17 protein-coding genes are annotated in these 25,301 nt (G+C 38.2%); 10 read left to right on the top strand and 7 right to left on the bottom strand.

The annotated features are described in order from the left end of the window. Positions 1–268 precede the first annotated feature (268 nt). The gene (locus VJJ03_RS09560) at positions 269–3,196 is read left to right on the top strand and encodes a M16 family metallopeptidase (RefSeq protein WP_323975259.1); all 2,928 of its coding nucleotides are present in this window, start codon (positions 269–271) and stop codon (positions 3,194–3,196) included. 72 nt (positions 3,197–3,268) lie between these two features. Here VJJ03_RS09560 and VJJ03_RS09555 read toward each other — a convergent pair whose 3' ends face one another. Beyond that, positions 3,269–4,498: an MFS transporter gene (locus VJJ03_RS09555; RefSeq protein ID WP_040358093.1), complete on the bottom strand. Its 1,230-nt coding sequence runs from the start codon at positions 4,496–4,498 to the stop codon at positions 3,269–3,271. Positions 4,499–4,630: 132 nt separating this feature from the next. Between VJJ03_RS09555 and VJJ03_RS09550 the strand changes: the two genes are divergently transcribed. The 5 genes from VJJ03_RS09550 to VJJ03_RS09530 all read left to right on the top strand — a co-directional run bounded on the left by VJJ03_RS09550 (position 4,631) and on the right by VJJ03_RS09530 (position 10,927). Beyond that, positions 4,631–5,218 carry an outer membrane beta-barrel protein gene (locus VJJ03_RS09550; protein ID WP_323975257.1) on the top strand — a complete coding sequence of 196 codons (588 nt, stop codon included), beginning with the start codon at positions 4,631–4,633 and terminating at the stop codon, positions 5,216–5,218. Positions 5,219–5,272: 54 nt separating this feature from the next. Beyond that, entirely contained in the window at positions 5,273–6,796 is a 1,524-nt protein-coding gene (gene guaA, locus VJJ03_RS09545; RefSeq protein WP_323975255.1) for a glutamine-hydrolyzing GMP synthase, read from the top strand. 43 nt (positions 6,797–6,839) lie between these two features. Beyond that, complete coding sequence (locus VJJ03_RS09540; RefSeq protein WP_323975253.1) at positions 6,840–8,228, top strand: dipeptidase; 1,389 nt, start codon at positions 6,840–6,842, stop codon at positions 8,226–8,228. Positions 8,229–8,409: 181 nt separating this feature from the next. Beyond that, positions 8,410–10,200 (top strand): long-chain fatty acid--CoA ligase, encoded by a 1,791-nt coding sequence (locus VJJ03_RS09535; RefSeq protein WP_323975251.1) that lies wholly within the window; start codon positions 8,410–8,412, stop codon positions 10,198–10,200. 43 nt (positions 10,201–10,243) lie between these two features. After that, complete coding sequence (locus tag VJJ03_RS09530) at positions 10,244–10,927, top strand: cell division ATP-binding protein FtsE (protein WP_009746383.1); 684 nt, start codon at positions 10,244–10,246, stop codon at positions 10,925–10,927. On the opposite strand, the gene VJJ03_RS09525 is transcribed toward VJJ03_RS09530, so the two are convergent. From VJJ03_RS09525 to aspS, 6 genes are all read right to left on the bottom strand, one after another. Continuing rightward, positions 10,928–11,521 carry a ribonuclease HII gene (locus tag VJJ03_RS09525; protein WP_009746382.1) on the bottom strand — a complete coding sequence of 198 codons (594 nt, stop codon included), beginning with the start codon at positions 11,519–11,521 and terminating at the stop codon, positions 10,928–10,930. A 4-nt stretch (positions 11,522–11,525) separates the two neighbouring features. Beyond that, a complete protein-coding gene (locus tag VJJ03_RS09520; RefSeq protein WP_323975249.1) occupies positions 11,526–12,500 on the bottom strand; it encodes an acyl transferase in 975 nt (324 codons plus the stop codon). After that, positions 12,493–12,828: a DUF86 domain-containing protein gene (locus VJJ03_RS09515; protein ID WP_009746380.1), complete on the bottom strand. Its 336-nt coding sequence runs from the start codon at positions 12,826–12,828 to the stop codon at positions 12,493–12,495. The genes VJJ03_RS09520 and VJJ03_RS09515 overlap by 8 nt, the downstream gene beginning before the upstream one ends. Then, complete coding sequence (locus tag VJJ03_RS09510) at positions 12,821–13,123, bottom strand: nucleotidyltransferase family protein (protein WP_009746379.1); 303 nt, start codon at positions 13,121–13,123, stop codon at positions 12,821–12,823. Before VJJ03_RS09510 ends, VJJ03_RS09515 begins: the two co-directional genes overlap by 8 nt. Before the next feature lie 19 nt (positions 13,124–13,142). Further along, a complete protein-coding gene (locus VJJ03_RS09505; RefSeq protein WP_323975247.1) occupies positions 13,143–13,760 on the bottom strand; it encodes a DUF7691 family protein in 618 nt (205 codons plus the stop codon). 423 nt (positions 13,761–14,183) lie between these two features. Then, the gene (gene aspS, locus VJJ03_RS09500; RefSeq protein ID WP_323975246.1) at positions 14,184–15,932 is read right to left on the bottom strand and encodes an aspartate--tRNA ligase; all 1,749 of its coding nucleotides are present in this window, start codon (positions 15,930–15,932) and stop codon (positions 14,184–14,186) included. A gap of 173 nt (positions 15,933–16,105) precedes the next feature. On the opposite strand from aspS, the gene VJJ03_RS09495 reads away from it, so the two are divergent. The 4 genes from VJJ03_RS09495 to VJJ03_RS09480 all read left to right on the top strand — a co-directional run bounded on the left by VJJ03_RS09495 (position 16,106) and on the right by VJJ03_RS09480 (position 25,296). Beyond that, positions 16,106–17,098, top strand: a complete 993-nt coding sequence (locus tag VJJ03_RS09495) for a lysylphosphatidylglycerol synthase transmembrane domain-containing protein (protein ID WP_323975244.1) — start codon at positions 16,106–16,108, stop codon at positions 17,096–17,098. A 47-nt stretch (positions 17,099–17,145) separates the two neighbouring features. Continuing rightward, positions 17,146–19,518, top strand: a complete 2,373-nt coding sequence (locus VJJ03_RS09490) for a heavy metal translocating P-type ATPase (RefSeq protein ID WP_323975242.1) — start codon at positions 17,146–17,148, stop codon at positions 19,516–19,518. A gap of 108 nt (positions 19,519–19,626) precedes the next feature. Beyond that, complete coding sequence (locus tag VJJ03_RS09485) at positions 19,627–21,936, top strand: TonB-dependent receptor family protein (protein WP_323975241.1); 2,310 nt, start codon at positions 19,627–19,629, stop codon at positions 21,934–21,936. A 6-nt stretch (positions 21,937–21,942) separates the two neighbouring features. After that, complete coding sequence (locus VJJ03_RS09480; RefSeq protein ID WP_323975239.1) at positions 21,943–25,296, top strand: SusC/RagA family TonB-linked outer membrane protein; 3,354 nt, start codon at positions 21,943–21,945, stop codon at positions 25,294–25,296. The last annotated feature ends 5 nt before the right edge of the window (positions 25,297–25,301 follow it).

The following is a 25,301-nucleotide window of genomic DNA, read 5'->3' as shown; positions in this document are numbered from 1 at the left end:
GCATACCAATGGTCTTGTAAGGCAATATATACCTAAAGAAACTGATTTTAAAGATGTTACAGATCAAGATATAAAGATATATCAATATAAGATTAATGATAGACCAAGAAAAGTATTAAACTTTAAAAAACCTAAAAATTTATTCTACCAAAAGGCAAGCTGAAAAATTTCACTTGGAGGTGGAATTGGCATGAGACAAAAAAAACTTTTTTTATTGAAAATATTGAAAAAAATTCTTATCTTTGTCCTCTTAAATTAATTTTAAAATATGTTGAAAAGAAATTTGTTTTTAGGGATTTCTGCGATAGCAACATCGCTTACTACTTTTGGGCAATCTTATCAATGGAAAGAAGCTCAGAGTGGGGGATATACTTACAAATATGTAACCAATGATCCTACTAATGCAAGGTTTTATACACTAAAGAATGGACTCACTGTTATTTTAAGCCCAACTAATAAAGAACCTCGTATTCAATGTTACGTAGCTGTAAAGGCTGGAAGTAAAACAGACCCAGCTACCAATACAGGTCTTGCTCATTATTTGGAACATCTGCTTTTCAAAGGTACTGATAAATATGGGACTCTTGATTGGGCGAAAGAGAAAGTAGAACTTGATAAAATTGATGCTTTATATGAGAAGTATAATAAGACCAAGGATCCTGCTCAGCGCAAAGAAATTTATAAAGAGATAGATAGGGTTTCGGGGATAGCAAGTAAGTATGCTATTGCTAATGAATATGATAAGCTGATGTCCGCTATGGGAGCACAAGGAACTAATGCCTTTACGTCATTTGAACAAACTGTCTATATGGATGACATTCCTGCTAATGCTTTAGATAAGTACATTGCAGTGCAAGCAGAACGTTTCCGAAATCCTGTATTTCGTATCTTCCATACTGAATTGGAGGCTGTTTATGAGGAGAAAAATCGATCCTTAGATAGTGATGATCGATTGGTATTAGAAACATTGCTATCCAATTTATTTAAAAAACATAATTATGGACAACAAACGACCATCGGAACAGTGGAACATCTTAAGAATCCCTCTTTAAAAGAAATCCGCAAATATTTTAATACTTATTATGTACCTAATAATATGGCAATTATACTTTCCGGTGATTTTAATCCAGATATTGCAATTGCTAAGATAGATAAGGCTTTCTCCTATATGAAAGCTAAAGAAGTACCCCAATATACTTTTGAGCAAGAAGATGCGATCACAACTCCTGTTATTAAGGATGTGACAGGTCCTGATGCTGAGAATGTAACTATTGCTTTCCGCTTACCAAGTAATCAAGAAAAAGATGCTATATTGGCTAATTTGGTAGGCTCTATTCTCACTAATGGGAAGGCTGGGCTTATTGACCTCGATTTGGTAAAAAAGCAAAAATTATTGAATGCTAGTGCTTTTACTTACTTGCTAATTGATCATGGCTTATTATATATATCAGCATCTCCTTTGCGGGGACAATCCTTGGAAGAGGTGAGAAAGTTATTAATAAATGAGATAGATAACCTTAAAAAGGGTAATTTTGATGATGATTTAATCCCTTCTATTGTCAATAATCTAAAAAAACGAAAAGTCCAAGAGACAGAGTCCTATGGAAGTAGGGCGGATATGCTTATGGGGGCTTTTACAGGAAAATTGGACTGGAGAAATCAAGTAGCTTATGTAAATGATTTATCTAAAATAACTAAACAGGATATTGTAGCATTTGCTAATAAGTATCTTGGAAATAATTATGTAGCCGTTTATAAGCATAAGGGAGAGCGTACTGATGTGGAAAAAATTGAAAAACCAACTATTACGCCCGTGGAAACCAATGCAGATAAGCAATCTGCTTTTGTGAAGATGATTAAAGAGATGCCAAGTACTCCTGTATCTCCTGTATTCTTGGATTTTAATAAAGATATACAGAAATCCAAATTAGGTAAAGCTGAAGTGTTCTATGTTCAAAACAAGGAAAATCAACTCTATCGATTGAATTTTCGATATAAAATAGGAACATTTAATGATCTTAAGATGAGTTTGGCTTCTCAGTATATCCAATTCTTAGGAACGGATAAGAAATCAGCGGAACAAATCTCTAAAGAATTCTATAAAATAGCCTCTAGTTTCAGAGTATATACAGGAGAAGAATATACCTTTGTAAGTATTGAAGGATTACAAGAGAATTTCGAAGCTGCTGTAAAACTTTATGAGGATTTGGTACTTAATGCTAAGGCAGATAATGAGGTTCTACAGTCACTTAAGGCAAGAATTCAAAAATCCCGTTCCGATGCTAAAGCAAGCAGGAATCAGATTATGCAAGCTCTTACAAGTTATGCCTTGTATGGAGCTAAAAATAAGTATAATCATACCCTTTCTAATGCAGAAATTGAGGCTACTACTGCACAGGAATTAGTGGATAGGCTTAAGAATCTTAACAATATAGAGCAAATAGTACTTTACTATGGCCCTGCTTCTCTTAAGGAACTAACCTCTAAACTTAGTAAGTTACATAAGGTTCCCACACAGTTCGCTAAAGTAACCCCTGCACGAGAATTCAAGCAAGTAGAGCAAACTAAAAATCAAGTACTTTTTACAGATTATGAAATGGTGCAAGCCGAAACACGTTGGATAAGGAATACAGTCCCTTATAACCCTAATGAAAGTACGATAATAAAAGTATTCAATAATTACTTTGGAGGTAGTATGGGGTCTTTAGTATTTCAAACCATCCGTGAAAGTAAAGCGTTGGCTTATAGTACTTATGGTATGTATAGAACTCCAAGAAAGAAAACTGAAAAATACTATATGTTAGCGTATGTGGGGACTCAAGCTGATAAACTGAAAGAAGCTATCTCAACCATGAATGATCTACTTACTATCATGCCTGAATTACCTGAAAATCTCAATCTGACAAAAGCCCAACTTAAAAAAGATATCCAGACAGAGCGTATTACTCAGGATAATATTATATATACCTATTTGAATGCAAGGGAATTAGGTCTTAATGAGGATATTAGGAAATCCATTTATCAAAATATAGATAAGATTTCTATGGATCAAGTAAAAGCTTTCCATGACAAATATCTTTCTAAAAAGCCTTATACTTATGTAATATTAGCTTCTGAAAAGAAGCTTTCAAAGGAGGAACTTCAAAAGATAGGAGAACTTAAAAAATTAACCTTAGAGGAACTTTTTGGATACTAAATTTTTGAGTATAAAAGTAAAAGGTAATAGGTAAAATAACTCCTACCTATTACCTTTTTTCGTTTTCTGTTTTTATCTTTCATAGTTTTTCATTTTTACCTTTCTAAGGTTGGGTAAGAAATAGGTAATAAGTCCCATTAAGGGGAGATAAGAACATAGCTTATATACAAATTCTATACTGGTCATATCAATAAGTTTGCCTAATATAGCAGAGGCTAATCCTCCCATGCCAAAAGCGAAGCCATAGAATACTCCTGAAATCATGCCTATTTTCTTAGGGAGTAGTTCTTGTGCGTATACTAATATTGAAGCAAAAGCAGAAGAAATGATAAAGCCAATAAGTATCACCAGTGTAGCTGTTGTGTGAGCATTGGCGTAAGGTAACCACAATGCAAAAGGGGCTGTTCCTAAAATGGAAAACCAAATAATAAATTTTCTTCCTATTCTATCCCCAAAGAAGCCACCAATGAGAGTGCCCGCTGCCGCTGCCCCTAAGTAATAGGATAGGTATATTTGAGCTTGTGCATTGGTGAAACCAAACTTATGGATAGTATAGAACTGAAGATAATTACTAATACCTGCCGTATAGAAATTCTTGGAGAATACTAAGAACATTAGTATAATCATGGAATTACGTATCTGTGCATGAGTAAGGTCTGGCAGAGGAATTTCTCTTTTATTTAGAGCTTGTGATTGTTTTAGGAGTTTTTTGCGCCATCTGCCTACGAAAAATAGAATGGTAATAGCCAGCATAGGGAACAGAACAAACCATATAAGATTCTCTAAATGGTTTTCTTCTATAAGGCTACCATTCACTGTCTTTCTTGAAAGAATAATTAAAATAACAAATAAAGGTGCAATAGCACTTCCTGCATTTCCTCCCAATTGGAAGATGGCTTGAGCGAAGGAACGTTTTCCCCCAGATGCCAAGAAGGAGATACGAGAGGATTCAGGATGAAAGATAGAGGAACCTATACCCACAAAAATTACTGAAAGCAAGATCAGGTGATAACTATTTGCATAGGAAAGCAATCCAATTCCTAAGGCACTGAAGCTCATTCCTATTACTTGTGAATAAGGCATAGGATGCTTATCAGTGTAAGTCCCTACTAGAGGTTGCAGAATGGATGCTGAAAGTTGATAACAGAAGGTGATAAGTCCTACTTGTGCCATAGAAAGAGCAAATTTGCTTTGTAAGGCAGGATATATAGAAGGAAGTACTCCTTGCAATAAATCATTAAGAAAATGAGCTACGGCAATAAGAATAAGAATATGATAGTGTGTACGTGGAGTATTATCCATAAGACTATATTTTTTAGGATTGCAAAAATACAAATAATTAAGTTCTTTTTTCCTTTGCAAGAACATTTTTTATAAACTATTTTTATTTTTGATATTATATCATTATCTTTGCCACTTGTTAAATTTATCCAGATGAGAAATTTATTATTCTTCTTCCTAATGACTTCTTTAATGAGTGTTAATGCCCAAGAGAGCAATATACGTATAGGAGCGAAAGCAGGGCTTTCTCTTTCTACTTTTTCAAGAGGCTTTTTCTATCAGCAGGATGATTTTTCATATATCCCAAGTTTCTATGCCGGAGCACTCCTTACAGTACGTACGGATCGTTCTATTAGTGGCAAGTTAGAACTTATGTATTCAGGACAAGGTTCTTATTATAAGGCTACTTATAATACACAATATGGAGGAAGGTATTCGTTAGGGTATCTCTCTTTGGGATATATCATCCATTTTCGTTTGTTTGAACATCTTTTCTTGGACGCTGGACTTACCACAGACCTCTTAATAAAGAAGGATAATAAGGTACCTTCTCCTAAAACTTTTGATGTTGCAGGACTTGTAGGAGTGGAAGTGCCAATACTTCCTTCATTGAGTCTTGAAGCACGTGTAAAATCAGGTAGAGGAAGTATTAATAATTATACAGATTATTATGGATCAGCTCCTTTTCAGACAGAATTGAATAATTTAGTGGTACAGGTGGGAGCTATCTATTATTTTTAATTTGAAAAAGAAATGATTTTATAGTCACTAAAAACTCAAAAATCGAAACTCAAAATGAATAAAGTACTTATTTTAGATTTTGGTTCGCAATATACCCAACTTATAGCACGTAGAGTGCGAGAACTGAATGTATATTGTGAAATTCATCCTTATAATCATCTGCCAAGTGTAACCGATTTCTCAGCAGTTATTTTCTCTGGGTCGCCTTATTCAGTTCGCTCAACCGATGCACCTCACATCGACCTTTCCCCCTTTCGTGGTAAAGTACCATTGCTTGCAGTATGCTATGGAGCACAGTATTTAGCACATTTTTTCAAAGGAGAAGTTGCTCCTTCTGATGTACGAGAATATGGACGCGCTTCTTTAGTATTTATTAAGGATGATGAACCTCTTTTTACAGGGATTCAACAAAATAGTCAAGTATGGATGAGTCATAGTGATACTATTAAGCGACTTCCTATAGGAGGAGTTTGCCTTGCTAGTACTCCGGATGTGGTTAATGCTGCCTATCGTATTGAGGGGGAACCTACTTATGCTATTCAGTTTCATCCTGAAGTATATCATTCCACAGATGGGAAAAAGCTTTTAGAGAATTTTCTATTTAAAATAGCTAAAATTATTCCTTCTTGGACTCCAGATAACTTTATAGAAGCTACAGTGCAAACTCTCAAAAAGCAAGTAGGTAAGGAAAAGGTAGTATTAGGACTATCAGGAGGGGTGGATTCTACAGTAGCAGCAGTACTTCTTAATAGGGCTATTGGAAGCCAATTGCATTGTATTTTTGTTAATAATGGGCTTTTGCGTAAAGGTGAGTTTGAAAGTGTTTTACAACAGTATCAGGGGATGGGGCTTAATATAAAGGGGGTGGATGCCTCTAAGGAGTTTCTCTCAGCCCTTTCGGGAATTGCAGATCCTGAACAAAAGCGTAAAATTATAGGGCGGGTATTTGTAGAAGTATTTGATAAAGAAGCTCATAAGATTAATAACGTTACTTACTTAGCTCAAGGAACTATTTACCCAGACGTAATTGAGTCAGTTTCTGTCAAAGGTCCATCGGCAACTATTAAGAGTCATCATAATGTGGGGGGCTTACCTGATTATATGAACCTTAAGATTGTAGAACCTTTGCGTACACTTTTTAAGGATGAAGTACGTCGTGTGGGAGCCTCTTTGGCAATACCAGCAGAACTCTTAGGTCGGCATCCCTTTCCTGGACCTGGATTAGCCATTCGTATCTTAGGGGATGTTACTTTAGAGAAAGTAGCTATACTTCAGGAAGTTGATGCCTTATTTATCAATGCTCTCAAGGCTAATAATCTCTATGATAAAGTATGGCAAGCAGGAGCAATTCTATTGCCAATTAACAGTGTAGGAGTAATGGGCGATGAGCGTACCTATGAGAAATGTGTAGCTCTAAGAGCTGTGGAGAGTACTGATGGAATGACTGCAGATTGGGTATACTTACCTTATGATTTTTTGCAAAAAGTATCCAATGAGATTATTAACAAGGTAAAAGGAGTTAACCGAGTGGTATATGATATTAGTTCTAAACCCCCTGCAACAATTGAATGGGAATAAAAATAATAAATTTAACGTTATTTATAATTTAGAGTTGAAAAACATGGAAATTAAAAACTACATTGAGCAAAATAAAGACCATTTTGTAAGTGAATTATTTGACTTATTACGTATGCCTTCTGTGAGCGCAGATTCAGCATACAAACCTTCTATTGAGGCTACTGCTCAGTGGCTTAAGGAAGCTCTTCTTAAGGCAGGTTGTGATAAGGCGGAAGTATGTAAAACACCTGGAAATCCTGTAGTATATGGGGAAAAATATGTAGGAGATAATCTTCCAACGGTACTTGTATATGGGCATTATGATGTGCAACCTGCTGACCCTATAGAACAGTGGCATACCAATCCTTTTGCCCCTGTAATTAAGAAAACGGAATATCATCCTGAAGGGGCTGTTTTTGCTCGTGGTGCTTGTGATGATAAAGGGCAGATGTTTATGCATATAAAAGCCCTTGAGTATATGGTGAAAGAAGGAAAACTTACTTGTAATATCAAGTTTATGATTGAAGGAGAAGAGGAAATTGGGTCTAAAAATTTGGCTTGGTTTGTTAAGAATAATCAAGAGAAACTAAAAAATGATATTATTCTTATTTCTGATACAGGAATTATAGCGCGAGATACACCTTCTATCAATGTAAGCCTTCGAGGGCTTACTTACCTTGAAGTAGAAGTAACAGGACCTGACAAAGACTTGCACTCAGGTGTGTATGGAGGAGCAGTGGCTAATCCAGTGAATGTGCTCTCTAAAATGATTGCCCAACTCCAAGATGAGAACAACCATATTACTATTCCTCATTTTTATGATAAGGTAAAAGAGATTACTCCAGAGACAAGAGCACTATTTGCAGAAATACCTTTCTCTTTAGAGAATTATAAAAAAGGGATAGGGGTGACTGATGTACAAGTAGAAAAAGGTTATTCTGTGATAGAAAGTTCTACAATTCGTCCTTCTTTGGATGTTAATGGAATCTGGGGAGGTTATATAGGAGAGGGTGCTAAGACAATTATCCCAAGTAAGGCATTTGCTAAAATCTCTATGCGTTTAGTCCCTGACCAGGATTGGGAGGAAATTACAGCCCTTTTTACTGAATATTTTACACAGATAGCCCCTAAAGGAGTAACTGTCAAGGTAACCTCTCTTGGAGGAGGTCCCGCCTATGGTATATCTATAGATAATGATGGTTATCATGCTGCAGAAAAAGCGATGCAAACTACTTTTGGCAAACGTCCTATTCCTACTCCTGAGGGAGGAAGTATTCCTATTATAGCTCTCTTTGAAAAAGAATTGGGGTCTAAATCGGTTCTTATGGGATTTGGCTTTGATTCGGATCTTATACATTCCCCTAATGAACATTATGGATTATTTAATTTCTTTAAGGGAATAGAAACCATTCCTTATTTCTTTGAATATTACGCACAAATGTATAAAAAATAAATTATTTTAAGGGGAGAATGAAGGATTATTCATTCTCTCCTATTTTATATAAATCTATGTCATAAGTAGTTAGTGGGAATGAGGAGGAAGCTATTGTTAGGGGGTAAATATTAACTTTTTATTTGAATTTATATCCTAGAAAAACACTAACTTTGTTATTTAAAAACGCAAACTAACTGTAATGGATTTAGAAAAATTTCACCTTGTTACTCGTTTTGCCTCACAAGCAGCTCTTTATGGAGATCGTGATGCAATACGTCACTGGGAAAATGGACAATGGTGTGCTACCTCTTGGAGACTATTTAACCAAAGAGTACAGCAGATTGCTTATGCTCTGTTGCATCACCAAGTGGATATACAAGAAAATATCGGAATTTTTGCACCAAACTCTCCTGAATGGACTATGGTGGATATGGCGGCAGCACATCTGAGAGCCTGTGCAGTACCTATCTATGCTACAAATACAGCTGATCAAGCATCTTATATTATAAATGATGCTAATATTCGTATTCTTTTTATTGGAGAAAAAGAACAATATGAAAAAATACAACAAATAAAGGAAAAATGTCCTCAGTTGGAATTAATAGTTGTCTTTAATGGAACTCTTGTAAAAGGAATTCTCCCTTTTGTAAATACATTATCACAGTTTACAACAATTCCTAATCAGGAAATATATACTGAAGAACTTAAAAAACGTTTTTCACAACGTAATTTACAGGATATTTATACTATTATCTATACTTCAGGGACTACAGGAAAACCTAAAGGAGTACTCATAGATTATGAAAATGTGGCTTATCAGCTTATTAATCACGATGAGCGACTAACAGTAAAGGAGGGAAATGTATCTATGTCCTTTCTACCACTCTCACATGTGTATGAACGATTGTGGCTTGCATACGTACTTCACAAGGGAGTAATTAACTGTTATTTGGATGATACTAACCGTGTAGCAGAGGCACTTAAGGAGGTGAAACCTCATTATATGTGTGTGGTACCTCGTCTTTTGGAGAAAATATATACAAAAATATATGAAAATGTAGGTAAGCAGTCTCTAATCAAACGTATGATATTCTCCTTTGCGACGAGAACAGCTAAAATACATCTTAAGCAAAAAAGAAAAGGAAAGAGAGTTTCTTTTATATTGCAAGAACTCTATAATTTTTCAGATAAGCTTGTATTTAGGAAACTAAAAGAGGCTCTTGGAGGTAATATTCAGATGATTCCATGTGGAGGGGCTCTTCTTGAACCTTCTATAGGGCGCTTTTTTCGTGCTATCGGAGTAAATGTAACTCTTGGTTATGGAATGACAGAGACTACAGCTACAGTTGCCTGCTGGGATACAAAATTCAAACTTAAGTCTGTGGGAACAGTACTTCCTAATATTGAGGTTAAGATAGGAGAAAATAATGAAATTCTTCTTAAAGGAGGCTCTATTACTAAAGGATATTATAATAATCCTGAAGAAAATGTAAAAGCATTCACTTCGGATGGTTATTTCCGTACAGGAGATGCTGGATATCTGGACAAAGAAGGAAACCTCTTTATTACGGAACGTATTAAAGAATTAATGAAGACTTCTAATGGTAAATATATAGCTCCTCAACAAATAGAAGGAAAAGTAGGAAAGGATAGCTTTATTGAGCAAATAGCTATCATTGCTGATGCTCGTAAGTATGTATCTGCCTTAATAGTACCTAATTATGATGCTTTAGTGGAGTATGCCAAATCACTTAACCTAAAATATAAAAATTATTCTGATTTGATAAAAAACAGTCAAATTGTGGATTTTTTCCAGAAAAGACTACAAAATTTGCAACAAGGATTAGCTGCCTATGAGCAGATAAAGAAGTTTACCTTACTTACTACTCCTTTCTCTATCAATAATAATGAACTTACTCCTACTTTGAAGCTCAAGCGCAAGAACATTTACAAAAACTATTTCAAAGAAATAGAGGCAATGTATGTATAGGATTAAGAAAATATTTTTTATGAATTAGTAAAAAGAAAAGCAAATGGGAAAAATAGTAGTGGAGCTCAAGGATGTCTCTATTTTCCAGAGAAGAAATCTAATACTCAGTGATATAAATCTTACCATTGAGCGAGGAGAATTTGTATATCTGATAGGGAAGACAGGAAGCGGGAAAAGCTCTTTACTTAAGATACTCTATGGAGATTTGCCTCTGAAAAAAGGAACGGGAATGGCAGTGGATTTCAACCTCACTACCTTGAAAGAATCTGAAATTCCCTACTTAAGGAGGAAGATAGGGGTTGTTTTCCAGGATTTTAAATTACTTCCTGATAGGACAGTATTTGGTAATCTTGAGTTCGTCTTACGTGCTACAGGTTGGACAGATGAAAGAAAAATAGAGGCTCGTATTAATAGTGTATTGACGAAAGTAAAAATGCAAACTAAGTTGCAAAAACATCCTCATGAACTCTCCGGAGGAGAACAACAACGAATAGCGATCGCTCGTGCTTTGCTTAATGACCCAGATTTAATTCTTGCCGATGAGCCTACAGGGAACCTGGATCCAGAGACCAGCGTGGAGATCATGAAGGTCATGCGTGAGATCAACGACTCAGGTCGTTCTATACTTATGGCTACCCATGATTACGCCCTGATACTCAAGTTCCCGTCCAAAACTATCAAGTGCGATGCAGGGAAACTCTTCGAGGTTGTCCAGCGTACAGTGTAGTTAAAAATTAAATTTCAGTTGAATATCAATGAGTTGAAATGTTTTTCTATGGTATTCACAAGCACCAAATTCAAGGATAGCTGCTCGGTGTTCACGGGTTGGGTATCCTTTGTTTTTATCCCAGTGATACATAGGGAATTGCTTATGAAGTGATTCCATATAAGCATCGCGATGGGTTTTGGCAAGTACCGAAGCGGCAGCAATACGCATAAAACGTGCATCGCCCTTTACTTGACAAGAATAAGGAATCTCTTTGTATGGTTTAAAACGATTACCATCTACCACGATAAATTCAGGGGTGAGGGAGAGTTTGTCCAAAGCCTGCTGCATAGCCTCTATAGAAGCATTGAGAATATTGATTTGGTCAATCCGCTGGGGGGAAAGATGTACTACAGCATAGCTTAGTGCTTGCATCTCTATGATAGAACGTAGCTCGTTGCGCTGCTTTTCGGTCATCTGCTTGGAGTCATTGAGCAACGGGTGATAGAAGTCTTCAGGGAGTATCACCGCTGCTGCTGTAACAGGTCCTGCCAAGCAGCCACGTCCCGCCTCATCGGTACCCGCTTCTTGAGGAGAGAAAAACCATTTTTCCATAGGGTTAATTTTGTAAAACTAATAAGTTGCAGCCACGAATATCCGCAGCATCAAAGCGCCCCAATACCTCAAAGGAGCCATCGGGATAGGCTTTGCCCAAATCCTGAGTAGCGATAAAACTACAGGAATAGTAATTGGCAAGGTCTATCACATTAATCCCCCCAATTTTGCCATAAGGTAAGGGAGAGAGAGCATCCTCGCTATCGCGGATTAGGACTTTCATCCAAGGTACAGGGTAGAACAGCCCATTTCCTTGACTATAGGCTTGGGAAAGTAGCTCCGTCATCCCATATTCGGAGTGAATTACTTCAGTACCAAAGCCCCTACACAGCAGTTCGTGTAACTCCTCACGAATCAGTTCCTTGCGCCGTCCTTTCATGCCTCCTGTCTCCATAACAATGGTGTTTTTCAGCGAGAATTGGTATTGCTCTACCAAGTCCAAGAGAGCAAAGGATACCCCCATAAGGAAGACTTTTCGCCCCTGTGTGTCCCATGATTTGAGTTTTTGAGCTAGTTCCTCTTGGTTGTAGAGGTAAAAGCCGCTTTCTTTTTGGGCATTGTGAATCAAGTCATCAGCCATATAGATAAGCGATGAACCTTTGCGCTCCAAGTAGGAGGGGAGCAGTGCCAGAAAGATATAATCCTCTATCCTTCCATAGAAGTGGGCAAATCCCTTTCGGAAACTCTCCCTATAGAGCATAAGGGAGCGTACCAAGTGTCGGGACGTTTGGCTACCTGTGGTACCACTGCTGGTAAAGGCCTCCTCAGGAGGCTGAGTAGCGGCATATACCTCCTTACTCTTGAAGAACTCTATAGGTAGGAAAGGAATTTCCTCAAGAGTATGTACCCTCTTAGGTGTCTTGCCGAAATAGTTACAAAACTGCTGATATACAGTATTGTTCTGATACTGAAAGGCGAACACCGCCAGGGCCTGCGCCTCGAATTCCGTGGAAGTATAATCGTGAAAGAGGTTATTCATGTAACAAATTACTTACTTCTTTTTGTAGGATAGGAAGATATTGTATAACAATAGCCCAAAGAATATTGTCAGAGACAGAATCATAACCGTGTATAATTCTATTACGAACATCTACAATCTGTCGTGCATTGGAGATATTTATATTACTATCCTTTTTTAGGATACGATTCATAGCCTCTCCTATAATTTCAATATTTCTCTCAATGGCTCGTTTGGTTCGTATATCACCTTGAAAGATCTCAAAACTTATATTATCGCCAATAAAGCTATCAATTTCATGAATAGCATTCAGAATATCATAGAGCCATGTATTAATTTCATTATCCATAAAGAAGTTGCTTTTTTTGGTTGATATTTTCTATAAAATAGGGATTTTTTAAAGCCTTTTCTTCTAATAAATCAATTTTTCTATTGAATAAGGTCTCTAATTCAAATTTGAATTGGAAATAATTAGAGGTATATTGTAATGCATCTTGGTCTAAGAAATCTACAAGCAAATCAATATCGCTATGAGTATCAAAATCAGAGGTCAATACAGAGCCAAAGACATATAATGTCCTGACCCTATAGCGCTCACAAAGGGTTCTGATCGTATCAAGCTGATTTCTAAGAATAAGATTCATAGTATAAACATTATAATGATTAATGACAGAACGCTATCATATCTAATTGGTTGCTAAGGCAGAATGCGATATTCTCCTTGAGTCCCATAATATGTTCGTAAGCAAATCCCTTTTCTTCGTCGTCCTCCTCCTCTCCGTCAATCATAGCTTCTACTTCTTCCTTTGTCTTATGGACTTTCTCCAAGAGGGAAGCCAGATGTTTCAGTCGGTCTTGGTCAATGAGGCTTATCATAGGAAAGTCTTCTATCTTAGGTAACGGAAAGGAGTGAAAATGATCTTCGGGGAATAGTTCCGTGTCTATTGCTATCTCTATATCATAGTCCTCAGAGAGCGTTCGGTTGATAAGGTCAGTCTCGTACCAGAACTTCATTTCTTGAGTAAAGGGCAATTCCTTTCCTAAAGTAGCGCAAATCCCGATAAAGGCATACCCATAGGCATATCCCTTTTTCTCATCAAAGGGGCGTCCCATGATGATATCGGCAAGAGCCTTAGTAGTTTCATTATCATCATCTTCTTCGGCGTAGTTTTGGAAGATTTCATTCTTCTGAACCTCAGTGAGTAAGGTTTCGTTTTTAGAGGCAAAAGTTGCCTGAAGCTCAGGAGTATTTACCCCATAAGCAAACATATAATATCCCATAGGTAAAGATTTTTTCCTATGGCAAAGGTAGTATTTTATTTTTAGAAAACAAAATATTTATGAGTTAGGGAAGAAAATCTATTTTTGCCAAATTGGAGAAATAGGAAGGAATAAAAAATGTTTTGTAAGTTGGACGAATGTTGCTATATTTGCACACAGAATACAAAAAGACTCTTATGAAAAAACATATTATGTTTCTCTTATTGATAAGCCTTAGCCTGATTGCTTGTGGGAAAAAAAATGTAAAGAATCCCCTGATAAACAAGGTAATTATATTAAAAGCATTCTTTATATGGAGGATAAAATAAAAGAAAAATTAATATCACGAGTAACACAACGAAAAATAACGTATTACTAAAAACAACAAAGGCTGTCGCAAACTAAAATTTACGACAGCCTTTTATTTGCTAATTGACAAATTTTCTAATTTGCTAATTGAATATTGAGTTCCTTGAGTTGTCCCTCATCAATAGGAGAAGGCGCATCAATCATCACATCGCGGCCGCTGTTGTTCTTAGGGAAGGCGATAAAGTCGCGTATGGTTTCTTGTCCACCGAGTAGTGCTACCAATCGGTCAAAGCCAAACGCTAAACCACCGTGAGGAGGGGCACCATAGCGGAAGGCATTCATTAAGAAGCCAAACTGTGCCTGTGCCTGCTCAGGGGTAAAACCGAGTAGGGCAAACATTTTCGCTTGCAATTCGCGGTCAAAGATACGTATAGACCCACCACCTACTTCGTTGCCATTGAGCACAAGGTCATAAGCATTGGCTCGTACAGCTCCTGGGTCGGTGTCGAGCAAAGGAATATCCTCAGGCTTAGGCGAGGTGAAGGGATGGTGCATCGCAAAGAAGCGGTTTTCCTCTTCGTTCCACTCAAGCAGAGGAAAATCCACTACCCATAGTGGGGCATATACATCGGGATTGCGCAAGCCCAAACGCTCGGCCAGTTCCATACGGAGGGCGCTGAGTTGCCCGCGTACTTTGTTGGCCTTGCCTGAAAGAATACAGATAAGGTCACCAGCTTTCGCACCAGTGCGCTCTGTCCATGCTTTGAGGTCGTCTTCGCTGTAGAACTTATCCACAGAGGATTTGAAAGTGCCGTCTTCGTTGCATTTTACATAAACCAAGCCAGAAGCGCCTATCTGAGGGCGTTTCACCCATTCTACTAGGGCGTCTATCTCCTTACGAGTGTAGCTATTAGCCCCTGGTACAGCAATACCTACCACCAATTCTGCCTCGTTGAACACCTTGAAATCGCGGTGCTTAGCAAGGTCATTGAGTTCGCCAAACTTCATTCCAAAGCGGATATCGGGTTTGTCGTTACCATACGTCTTCATTGCCTCAGCGTAGGTCATACGAGGGAAAGCACCGAACTCTAATCCTTTGAGTTCTTTGAGCAAGTGCTTGGCCAAGCCCTCGAAGGTCTGGATAATATCTTCTTGTTCTACAAAAGACATCTCGCAGTCTATCTGAGTAAATTCTGGTTGGCGGTCAGCACGGAGGTCTTCGTCGCGGAAACACTTTACGATTTGGAAGTATTTGTCAAGTCCCCCTACCATAAGTAGCTGCTTAAAGGTTTGTGGGGATTGTGGTAAGGCGTAGAACTCCCCAGCGTTCATACGGCTGGGCACCACAAAGTCGCGTGCTCCCTCTGGAGTAGATTTGATCAGGACAGGAGTTTCCACCTCTATAAAGCCTTGAGCAGAGAGGTAGTTGCGCACCATCATGCCTACCTTGTGGCGAAAAATAAGATTTTCCTTTACAGGCGTACGGCGGATATCAAGGTAACGGTACTTCATACGGAGATCATCGCCTCCATCGGTATTATCTTCAATGGTAAAAGGAGGTATTTCGGAGTGGTTGAGCAGGGTGAGTGCCGTAACAAGGATTTCTATTTCCCCCGTAGGGATATTGGCATTAACAGCCTCACGCTTAATGACGGCACCTTGAATTTGAATCACATCCTCACGGGAGAGGGTTTTGGCTTGTTCAAAGACCGCTTTGTCGGTACGTTCTTCATCAAAGATTAGCTGGGTGATACCATAGCGGTCGCGTAGGTCTATCCAGATCATAAAGCCCTTGTTACGAATGCGTTGTACCCAACCGCTAAGGGTTACTTGTTGTTTTTCGTGTGAGAGTCGTAATTCTCCACAAGTATGTGTTCTGTACATTTTTAAGCTAGTTTTGAGTTTTTATCTAAAAAGTTAAATAAGTTATATAATCTTCTTCTTTATAACTTGTTTTCAAGGGGTTTGAAATGAAATGCAAAAATAACTATTAATTTTGGAATAGCAAAATACAAATTAATTTATATCTTTGCACGAGCAAAAGAATATTTTCATAGATGACAGTAAGCAAACATTATCTGAAGAAAACTTTACAACTGTTGCTCCCCTTGCTATTGGGGCTATTTCTGTGTTGGTATGCCTTTGCCCAATTCAGCGCAGAGGAGCTATCGCTGATCAAGGAACAATTCCTTAGGGCTGATTATTCCTTTCTGTGGCTCTCGGTAGCGATGGGTTTCTTAAGTCATGTATCACGAGGTATACGTTGGCAATATACCTTGGCCTCTATGCACTATTTCCCTAAGCGCTACAACTTGGTTTTGGCTGTATTTATCGGGTATTTGCTCAATCTTACCGTACCACGTTCGGGGGAAGTCTCTCGTGCTTTGCTTATCAATCGCTATGACAAAGTCCCCTTTGACAAGGCTTTCGGGACAATCCTTACCGAACGAGTGATAGACATGTGTATCTTGCTACTATTTATTGCCGTTGTCTTTGTCTTTCAGTTTGATCTGGTATGGCACTTTTTAGAAAGCTATTTTACCTTTTCCTATATCATAGTGATACTCTTGGTCTTGGGACTTGTGTTTGTAGCCTTTCTTTATTGGATTTACCGCTCTACCTCTTCCATAGCGCAGAAAATCCGTAAAATGCTTTCAGGTATCAAGGAAGGAATTTTCTCTATAGCTCACCTGAAAAAGAAATGGCAGTTTATAGCCCATACCCTATTTATTTGGCTTATGTATTTTTTGATGTTCTATGTAGTGTTTTTTTCCATGGAACAAACTAAGGATCTCTCACTGATACAAGTACTTACTGCTTTTGTAATAGGGAGTTTTGCCATTGTCTTTACCAACGGAGGCTTAGGTGCTTACCCGCTCTTTATAGCCAAAGTGTTATTGCTTTTTGGCGTAGCCGAGACCATAGGTACAGCCTTGGGCTGGGTGATATGGATCGCCCAGTTCCTGATGATTGTCCTTTTTGGAGGATTGTCCTTTTTACTTTTACCCCTCATCAATAGAGGTCAGCGGTCAGCGGTCAGTAGGCAGTAGGCAGACTATAGCGCTGTTCGTTATTCACTTTTCACTATTCACTAATTATGACTTGTTATCACTGTGGAAATAATTGTGATCCTAAGCACCCCATTGTATTTGACGATAAATATTTTTGTTGTCAAGGGTGCAAAACGGTCTATGAAATCCTATCAGCCAATAAATTAGACAAATATTATACCTACGAGCAAACCCCTGGAGCACGCCCTGAAGAGGCAGGGGAGAAGTACCATTTCTTGGACAATCCCCAGATTGTGGCCAAGCTCCTAGAGTTTGACGAGAGGAACACCCAAATTGTCTCTCTCTATATCCCACATATTCACTGTAGTTCGTGTATCTGGGTATTGGAGAATTTACAGAAATTGCATCAGGGCGTGATACATGCCTTAGTGGATTTTCCTAAAAAGACGGTACGAATTAGTTACCTAAAAGACAAAATCACCCTGAAAGAGTTGGTAGTACTTCTCTCCAAAATAGGCTATGCACCCTATATCAGTTTGGACGATTATTCTCAGAAGAAAGACAAAAAGGGACAAAAGCAGCTATTATACAAGTTGGGAGTGGCGGGGTTTGCCTTTGGGAATATTGGGCTGTTGTCCTTCCCTGGGTTCTTTGAAGACAACGAATTTTGGTTCAATCGGTATAAGGACTTCTTCCGCTGGCTGATGTTTGCTTTCTCCCTGCCTGTGATGTTCTATGCAGCTACGGATTATTTTGTCTCCGCCTACAAGGGGATTCGTAACCGTTTTCTCACCATTGATATTCCTTTGGCCTTGGGTATCCTCACTTTGTTTGTCCGTAGTACTTACGACATTGTATCGGGTAGGGGACAGGGCTTCTTTGATAGCTTGGCTTCCTTAGTTTTCTTGTTGCTTATAGGCAAATTCTTTCAGCAACGCACCTATTCCTTTCTCTCCTTTGAGCGAGATTACAAAAGCTATTTCCCTATAGGGGTAACCCGTATGACAGGGGAACAGGAGGAGAGTGTCCAAGTATATGATATCAAGGAGGGCGACCGCTTACTGATTCGCAATGAGGAACTGATACCTGTAGATGCCGTGCTTATTCGTGGTGTAGGCCAGATAGATTACAGTTTTGTTACAGGAGAATCTAAGTGGACGGAGAAGAACAGCGGGGACAAACTCTTTGCAGGGGGCAGACATAAGGGGGCGGCTATAGAGATAGAAGCTACCAAAACTGTTTCCCAGAGCTACCTCACCCAGCTATGGAGCCAAGAATCCTTCCAGAAGAATAAAAACGAAGGTATCAAAACCCTAACCGATAGGATTAGCCAGTATTTTACCTTCTTTGTACTGCTCATTGCCTTCCTAACCTTAGCCTTTTGGCTTTTCTATGGTACCCCTACCGAGGCGTTCAATGCCTTTACAGCGGTGCTTATCATTGCTTGTCCTTGTGCCTTGGCGGTTTCTGCCCCTTTTGCCTTGGGAAATATGCTCCGACTCTTAGGCAAACGCCATTTCTACCTCAAGGATACCCAGACTATAGAACAAATGGCACAGGTAGATACCCTTATCTTTGACAAAACAGGTACCATTACCCAAAGCAATACCCAAGAAATCACCTACGAAGGCCAAATGATGAGCGCCCAACAACGCCCCTTGCTCAAGAGTGTATTGCGTAACTCCAACCATCCTCTTTCTCGTCAGCTATACGAATACTACAAGCAGGTAGATATACACCCTCTTGACCATTATCAAGAACTTATAGGCAAAGGAATGGAAGCTACATGGGGAGGAAATAGCATAAAAGTAGGCTCGGCTAAGTTTGTAACAGGTAAGGAAAACAAAGATGAAACAGCGGTATATGTGAGTATTAATGGGCAGCCAATGGGCAAATATACCTTTAAGAACCCTTATAGGGAACATATATTTACCGTTTTCCATGAGTTGGAGGACAAAGGCTATACTTTAGCGCTGCTTTCAGGGGATACTGAAGCAGAAAAGACCTATTTGCAAAGCCAATTATCGGCAAAAGTATCCTTACACTTTAACCAAAGTCCTGCCGATAAGCTCCATTATATAGAGCAATTGCAGAGAGAAGGCAAGAGGGTGATGATGCTCGGAGATGGGCTAAACGATGCAGGCGCTCTCAAGCAAGCCCAAGTAGGTTGCGCCGTGGCAGAAAACAGCAATACCTTTTCACCAGCCTGTGAGGCGATCCTTCAAGCTTCTGAGATAGAGCAGCTTCCACGCTTTCTCGCCCTAAGCAAGAAGACCATGCAAGTAATCAAGATGAGTTTTGTACTTTCCTTATTATATAATTGTATAGGCACCCTCTTTGCTATAACAGGAAATATGGAACCTGTAGTAGCAGCTATTCTAATGCCGATTAGCTCTATTAGCATCGTGCTTTTCACTACCTTATCTACAAATGTATTAGCAAGAAAATATCTAAAATAGTGTAGATTTATCTAACCTTATTAGTTTATATTATTGAGTATAATTAAAAATACTATTTGGTATATTTATAAATAATTATTATCTTTGCCCCTGATTTACAATGATTTTATGAAAATAAAGAGTGGCTTTATACTTCTATCTTTGTTTTTTGCAGTAAATACTTTTTCCCAATCTATAGAACAAAAAAAAGATAGCGTTCAAAAATTAGGAGAAGTAGTAGTTTCTGCTAAGCAGATATTAGGTAGTAAAATTCAGGCACGTAACCGAACGGGTTCAGCTTATTATATTTCTCCTCAAGAGATTCAAAAAATGGGATATACTGATATTAATCGTATGTTAAAAGCCGTTCCTGGTGTGAATGTTTATGAAGAAGATGGCTATGGATTACGTCCTAATATCAGTTTGCGAGGTACTAAGGCAGAACGTAGTGAGAAAATTACTTTAATGGAGGATGGTATATTGGCAGCTCCTGCCCCTTATTCAGCTCCTGCAGCTTATTATTTCCCAAATGCTGCCCGAATGCAAGCTATTGAGGTAGTCAAAGGAAGTAGCCAAGTTCAATATGGACCTTTTACTACAGGAGGAGCTATTAATATGGTCTCTACTCCCATTCCTAATAAATTCTCAGCACGACTGAATGCCACTTATGGGACTAATGATACTTTCAAAACTCATATAAATATAGGCGATCATAAGAAACATTTTGGCTATATGGTGGAGTATCTTAGATATCAGTCTGATGGATTTAAGCATTTTGAGGATCATCAGAATGCTGGTTTTAATCGCAACGATGTAGTGGCTAAAGTTATTGTTAATACAGCCAAAAGTGAGGGAGTGAATCACTCATTTGAACTTAAAGCAGGTTATGCCGATGAGGATTCTAATGAAACTTATGTAGGGCTTACGAAAGCTGATTTTGCTAGAACACCTTTCTTACGATATGTAGGTTCACAGAAAGACCATTTGACAACCCGCCACTACCAGTGGGTGGGGACTTATCTTCTACAATTCTCTCCACGACTGAAATTTACAACCCATTTCTATTATAATTACTTCTTTCGTAATTGGTATAAACTTGAATCAGTAAAATATGGTACTTCCTCTAATGAGAAACGTACTATAGGACAAATACTTGCCGACCCTGAAACTAATGCTGCTTATTTTGATATTCTATCAGGAAATGCAGATAGTCGTGTGTTTTATAGTGATTATGAGCGTCTGAAAAATAACCCAGGTCTCTTTGTACGCGCCAATCATCGTGAATACTTGTCACGAGGTGTGCAAACCAAGGCTGAATATAAAGCAATATGGGGTAATTGCTTCCTTAGTAATGAATGGGGTTTGCGCTATCATGCTGACCAAGAAGATCGTAATCAATGGGATGATATTTATGCAATGAAAGGAAGACAGATGCAGTTGCTTTGGAAAGGCATTAAGGGAAGTCAAGCTAATAAAATAACTAGTGCTAATGCACTTGCTGCCTATTGGCTTTCAAAGATGAGTTATAAAAAACTGACTGTTACAGCAGGTTTACGCTTTGAACATATTGAACTTTTAGAAAAGGATTATACTACTGATGATACACGTCGTACAGGGCAAAAGCGCATAGAGACTACTAATGTAGCTAATGCAGTGATACCAAGTCTTGGAGTACATTACAAAATTAATGATTGGTTTTCAGCTTTTTCAGGGATTCACAAAGGTTTTTCACCTCCAGGAGTAAGCAAAGAAAAGCGAGTGATGGACAGGAATGGAAATATTACCTTGTTGACTGAAAATCAGAAACCTGAAAGTAGTATTAACCTTGAAATGGGGTTGAGGGTTAATAGTCAAAGTTTAGAGACAGAACTTATTGGCTTTTATAATAATTATAGTAATATGTTAGGTAGTGATCTTGCTGCTATGGGAGGAACGGGCTCATTGGAACAGTTTAACGTAGGAGAAGCAGTAGTGAAAGGGTTAGAGTTTATTGTGCAATATCAGCCCATCCCCGAGGATTATGCCCTCAAAATTCCTTTACAGCTCTCTTACACCTTCACTGATACTGAGATGAAGAACTCTTTTGAAAGTAACTCATGGGGGCGAGTAATAGCAGGTGATGAGATCCCCTATATTAATCGCCATGCATTTAACTTGAGCATAGGGACTAGCTACAAACGCTATGAGTTAAATATAGGGGTGCGCTATAATAGTGCTGTACGTACTGAACCAGGACAAGGTGCTATAGCTGATCGACAAAAGATACCTGCTTATACCATTGTAGATGCTTCGGCAAAAGTGAAAATAAATGAAAACTTTACCATTAACCTAAATGCTATCAATCTCACTAACAAAACCTATTTAGTATCACGTCATCCTTCAGGTTTACGTCCAGGTCACCCTTTTGGTGTGTTTGGTGGGTTTATATTAAAGTATTAAGAGACTATGAACAAATTTTTATGTATTCTTTTTTTACTCCTTATAAGTACATCACTAAGTGCACAGACTTTTACTCTGAAAGGTACTGTGAGAGAAGTAAATGGTGATCCTTTATTAGGAGTTACTGTTATAATAAAAGAAACACATGCGGGTACCAGTACCGATATGAAAGGTCATTTTACCATTAAAGCGCAAGTAGGACAGACTTTAGTGGTAAGCTATGTAGGGATGAAAACCCAACATATTAAAGTAAAAGAAGAACCTCTGCATATAGTGCTCAAGGAAGAAGCCGAAGTTTTAGGAGGTTTAGTGATTACTGGATATCAGAAGATACAAAACCATGTATTTACAGGAGCATCTACTTCAATAAAAATGGATGATATTAAGATAGAAGGGGTTGCTGATGTATCGCGTATGCTTGAAGGACGTGTGGCAGGACTTTCTATTCAAAATGTAACAGGTACCTTTGGGTCGGCACCACGTATTAATATTCGCGGAGGCGCTTCCATCATAGGCAATGTACAGCCTTTATGGGTGATTGACGGAGCTATTTATGAAGATTTAGTCTCTTTGAGTCTTGACCAACTGGTCTCAGGTGATGCAGTTACTTTAGTCAGCTCGGCTATTGCAGGGCTTAATGCTGCCGATATAGAAGATATACAGGTACTTAAAGACGCTTCAGCGACTTCTATGTATGGGGCTCGAGCTCTCAATGGGGTGATAGTGATTACTACCAAATCAGGTAAGCGTGATACTCCTAACCGTATCACTTACTCTTATGAACAAAGTTTTCGCCAGATACCGTCTTATAAAGATTTTGATTTGCTGAACTCACAGGAAACAATGTCGCTTCTCCAAGAAATGGAACATAAAGGCTATTTTAACCTTCAGAATACCCTTTATGGTAGGCGTAGTGGTGTTTATTACCAATGGTACAAAGGAGTGAGTACACTTAATCCACAAACGGGTAACTATTACTACCCTAATACCTTATCAGCAAGAAATACTTTTATGAGAGAACGTGAGTATGCCAATACCAATTGGTTTAAACACCTTTTTTCTATCAATCCTATACAGAGCCATACGATTACTCTCTCAGGAGGAGGTAAAAATACTACAACTTATGCGTCTTTGGGGTACTATCATGATAGTGGTTGGACAATAGCCGATAATGTAAAGCGTATCACAGCAAACCTGAAAAGTACTTTCTACCTTAATGAACAGTTAAAAGCTACCTTTACGGCAGTGGGTAATATCCGTCAACAGAAAGCGCCAGGTACCTTTACCCAGCGCAAGAATACTACTATAGGAGCTTTTGAACGTGATTTTGACATCAATCCTTTTTCCTATGCTTTAGGCACTTCACGTACTTTACGTCCTAAAGATAATAATGGAAATCTTGAGTATTATCGCAACAATTGGGCTCCTTTTAATATCTTGAATGAATATCAAAATAACTACATGAAAATAGATGTGCTTGATTTTAAAATACAAGCTGAAACATCTTATAAAATCAACTCGCATTTAGAAACTACTGCTTTAGTATCGGCTCGGCAAGCACAAACTAATTCATCTCACTATATTACCGAACAATCGAATGTAATAAAGGCTTTTCGTGCCAATGAAACACCCCAAGTGGCTGCTGATAATATATATCTGCTGAAAAATAAAGACAATCCTTTAGCCCCTCCGCAAATAGCTTTGACCAATGGAGGTATCTTTAACAAGACTGGATCCTCCTTAAAAAGCTATATGGCACGTGTAGCAATGGATTATAATAGGAAGATAGGTGATTATCATGACTTTAAAGTCTTTGGATTTGCGGAAATACGCTATGCTGACCGAACTGTTACTCCTTTTCAAGGGTATGGTATTCAGTATGATCGCGGAAATCAAGTGTTTACCAATCCTCTTATCTTCCAAAAGCTTCTCAATGAAGGAAATAATTATTTTGCTCTTACCGAAAAATATGACCGTGGACTTACTTTCTCTACTAGTGGTACTTACGCTTACCAAGGTAAATATATAGTGAATGCAGTGTTGAATTATGAAGGTTCTAATACAGCAGGACGTGGCACACGTTCACGCTGGTTACCTACATGGAATATAGGTGCTAAATGGAATATAGACCGTGAGAAATTCTTTAGTAGTAAAAATATCAGCACTCTTGCCCTGAGAACAAGTTATGGACTCACTGCTAAGATGAATGAACAAGCTATCAACTCTTATAGTGTTTTTCAGAACTGGATACAAAATCGTTATCGGTTCAGTGATAGAGAGAACGCTTTGCGTTTACTCCACTTAGAGAATCGAGATCTCACATGGGAAAAAATGTATGAGCTAAATATAGGGGCTGATGCTGGCTTTTTTGATAATCGCATAAGTCTTTCTTTAGATGTGTACCAGCGCAACTCATTTGACCTGATAGATCTCATCCGTACTTCAGGGATTGGAGGTGAATATTACAAATATGCCAACTTTGGTGATATGCGTACTCGAGGAATAGAACTTGCTTTGAATACCAAAAATATTCATACTGATGATTTCAAGTGGCATACTACCTTTTCATTTAGCTATATGAACCAGAAGATTACTCGCTTACTGAATACCCCCAATACTTTTGATATGGTATCAGGCACAGGCCGTGGTAATATAGTAGGTTACCCTAAAGGCTCTTTGTTCTCCTTTAATTATCAAGGTGTAAATAATCAAGGACTACCTACCTTTGATTTTGGACTTTACCCACTCAATAACCGTCCTTATGCTAATGTGGTAGGAGCCGATTTTTCGGATACTCGATACTCAAAATCATACCTTATCTATCATGGCTCGGTAGAGCCAAATGTTATAGGAGGAATTTCTAATACCTTTACCTATAGAAACTGGGAATTTTCGTTCTTTATCACAGCTCAAGCGGGCAATAAAATACGATTAAATCCTACTTTTGACCCATCCTTTGGAGATCTTAATGTCTTTTCAAAAGAATATTATAACCGATGGTTACACCCTTACGATCAATTGCGCACTCAAGTACCTGCTTTGCCTTCACAGAGTCTTATTAACCTTATTGGTAAGGAGAATATAGAACGTGCTTATAACACCTATAATTACTCTCAAAATCGTGTAGCTGACGGTAGTTTTGTTCGTATGAAAAACATATCTATAGGTTATAGAGTACCTAAAAATAATTTAGACCATTATGGCATCAGTAACTTAATAGTGCGTTTGCAGGCTACCAATCCGTTCCTCATTTATTCTGATAGTAAGCTCAATGGACAAGACCCAGAGTATTATAAATCAGGAGGGGTGTCATTACCTACTCCTAAACAATATACTTTATCTTTTCAGATAGGATTTTAGTTAAA

The sequence above is a fragment of the Capnocytophaga sp. G2 genome (genome assembly GCF_035282625.1).
Lineage (GTDB): Bacteria > Bacteroidota > Bacteroidia > Flavobacteriales > Flavobacteriaceae > Capnocytophaga.
Note: the sequence above shows the minus strand (reverse complement) of the source record. Positions and strands in the feature narration are given on the sequence as shown.

What these genes read in the sequence shown, in the direction of transcription:
- VJJ03_RS09550 (WP_323975257.1), top strand. Translation starts at nt 4,631, where the DNA reads ATGAGAAATTTATTATTCTTCTTCCTAATGACTTCTTTAATGAGTGTT.
- VJJ03_RS09540 (WP_323975253.1), top strand. Translation starts at nt 6,840, where the DNA reads ATGGAAATTAAAAACTACATTGAGCAAAATAAAGACCATTTTGTAAGT.
- VJJ03_RS09535 (WP_323975251.1), top strand. Translation starts at nt 8,410, where the DNA reads ATGGATTTAGAAAAATTTCACCTTGTTACTCGTTTTGCCTCACAAGCA.
- VJJ03_RS09495 (WP_323975244.1), top strand. Translation starts at nt 16,106, where the DNA reads ATGACAGTAAGCAAACATTATCTGAAGAAAACTTTACAACTGTTGCTC.
- VJJ03_RS09505 (WP_323975247.1), bottom strand. Translation starts at nt 13,760, where the DNA reads ATGGGATATTATATGTTTGCTTATGGGGTAAATACTCCTGAGCTTCAG.
- VJJ03_RS09520 (WP_323975249.1), bottom strand. Translation starts at nt 12,500, where the DNA reads ATGAATAACCTCTTTCACGATTATACTTCCACGGAATTCGAGGCGCAG.
- VJJ03_RS09560 (WP_323975259.1), top strand. Translation starts at nt 269, where the DNA reads ATGTTGAAAAGAAATTTGTTTTTAGGGATTTCTGCGATAGCAACATCG.
- VJJ03_RS09510 (WP_009746379.1), bottom strand. Translation starts at nt 13,123, where the DNA reads ATGAATCTTATTCTTAGAAATCAGCTTGATACGATCAGAACCCTTTGT.
- VJJ03_RS09555 (WP_040358093.1), bottom strand. Translation starts at nt 4,498, where the DNA reads ATGGATAATACTCCACGTACACACTATCATATTCTTATTCTTATTGCC.
- VJJ03_RS09490 (WP_323975242.1), top strand. Translation starts at nt 17,146, where the DNA reads ATGACTTGTTATCACTGTGGAAATAATTGTGATCCTAAGCACCCCATT.
- VJJ03_RS09480 (WP_323975239.1), top strand. Translation starts at nt 21,943, where the DNA reads ATGAACAAATTTTTATGTATTCTTTTTTTACTCCTTATAAGTACATCA.
- guaA (WP_323975255.1), top strand. Translation starts at nt 5,273, where the DNA reads ATGAATAAAGTACTTATTTTAGATTTTGGTTCGCAATATACCCAACTT.
- VJJ03_RS09525 (WP_009746382.1), bottom strand. Translation starts at nt 11,521, where the DNA reads ATGGAAAAATGGTTTTTCTCTCCTCAAGAAGCGGGTACCGATGAGGCG.
- VJJ03_RS09530 (WP_009746383.1), top strand. Translation starts at nt 10,244, where the DNA reads ATGGGAAAAATAGTAGTGGAGCTCAAGGATGTCTCTATTTTCCAGAGA.
- VJJ03_RS09485 (WP_323975241.1), top strand. Translation starts at nt 19,627, where the DNA reads ATGAAAATAAAGAGTGGCTTTATACTTCTATCTTTGTTTTTTGCAGTA.
- VJJ03_RS09515 (WP_009746380.1), bottom strand. Translation starts at nt 12,828, where the DNA reads ATGGATAATGAAATTAATACATGGCTCTATGATATTCTGAATGCTATT.
- aspS (WP_323975246.1), bottom strand. Translation starts at nt 15,932, where the DNA reads ATGTACAGAACACATACTTGTGGAGAATTACGACTCTCACACGAAAAA.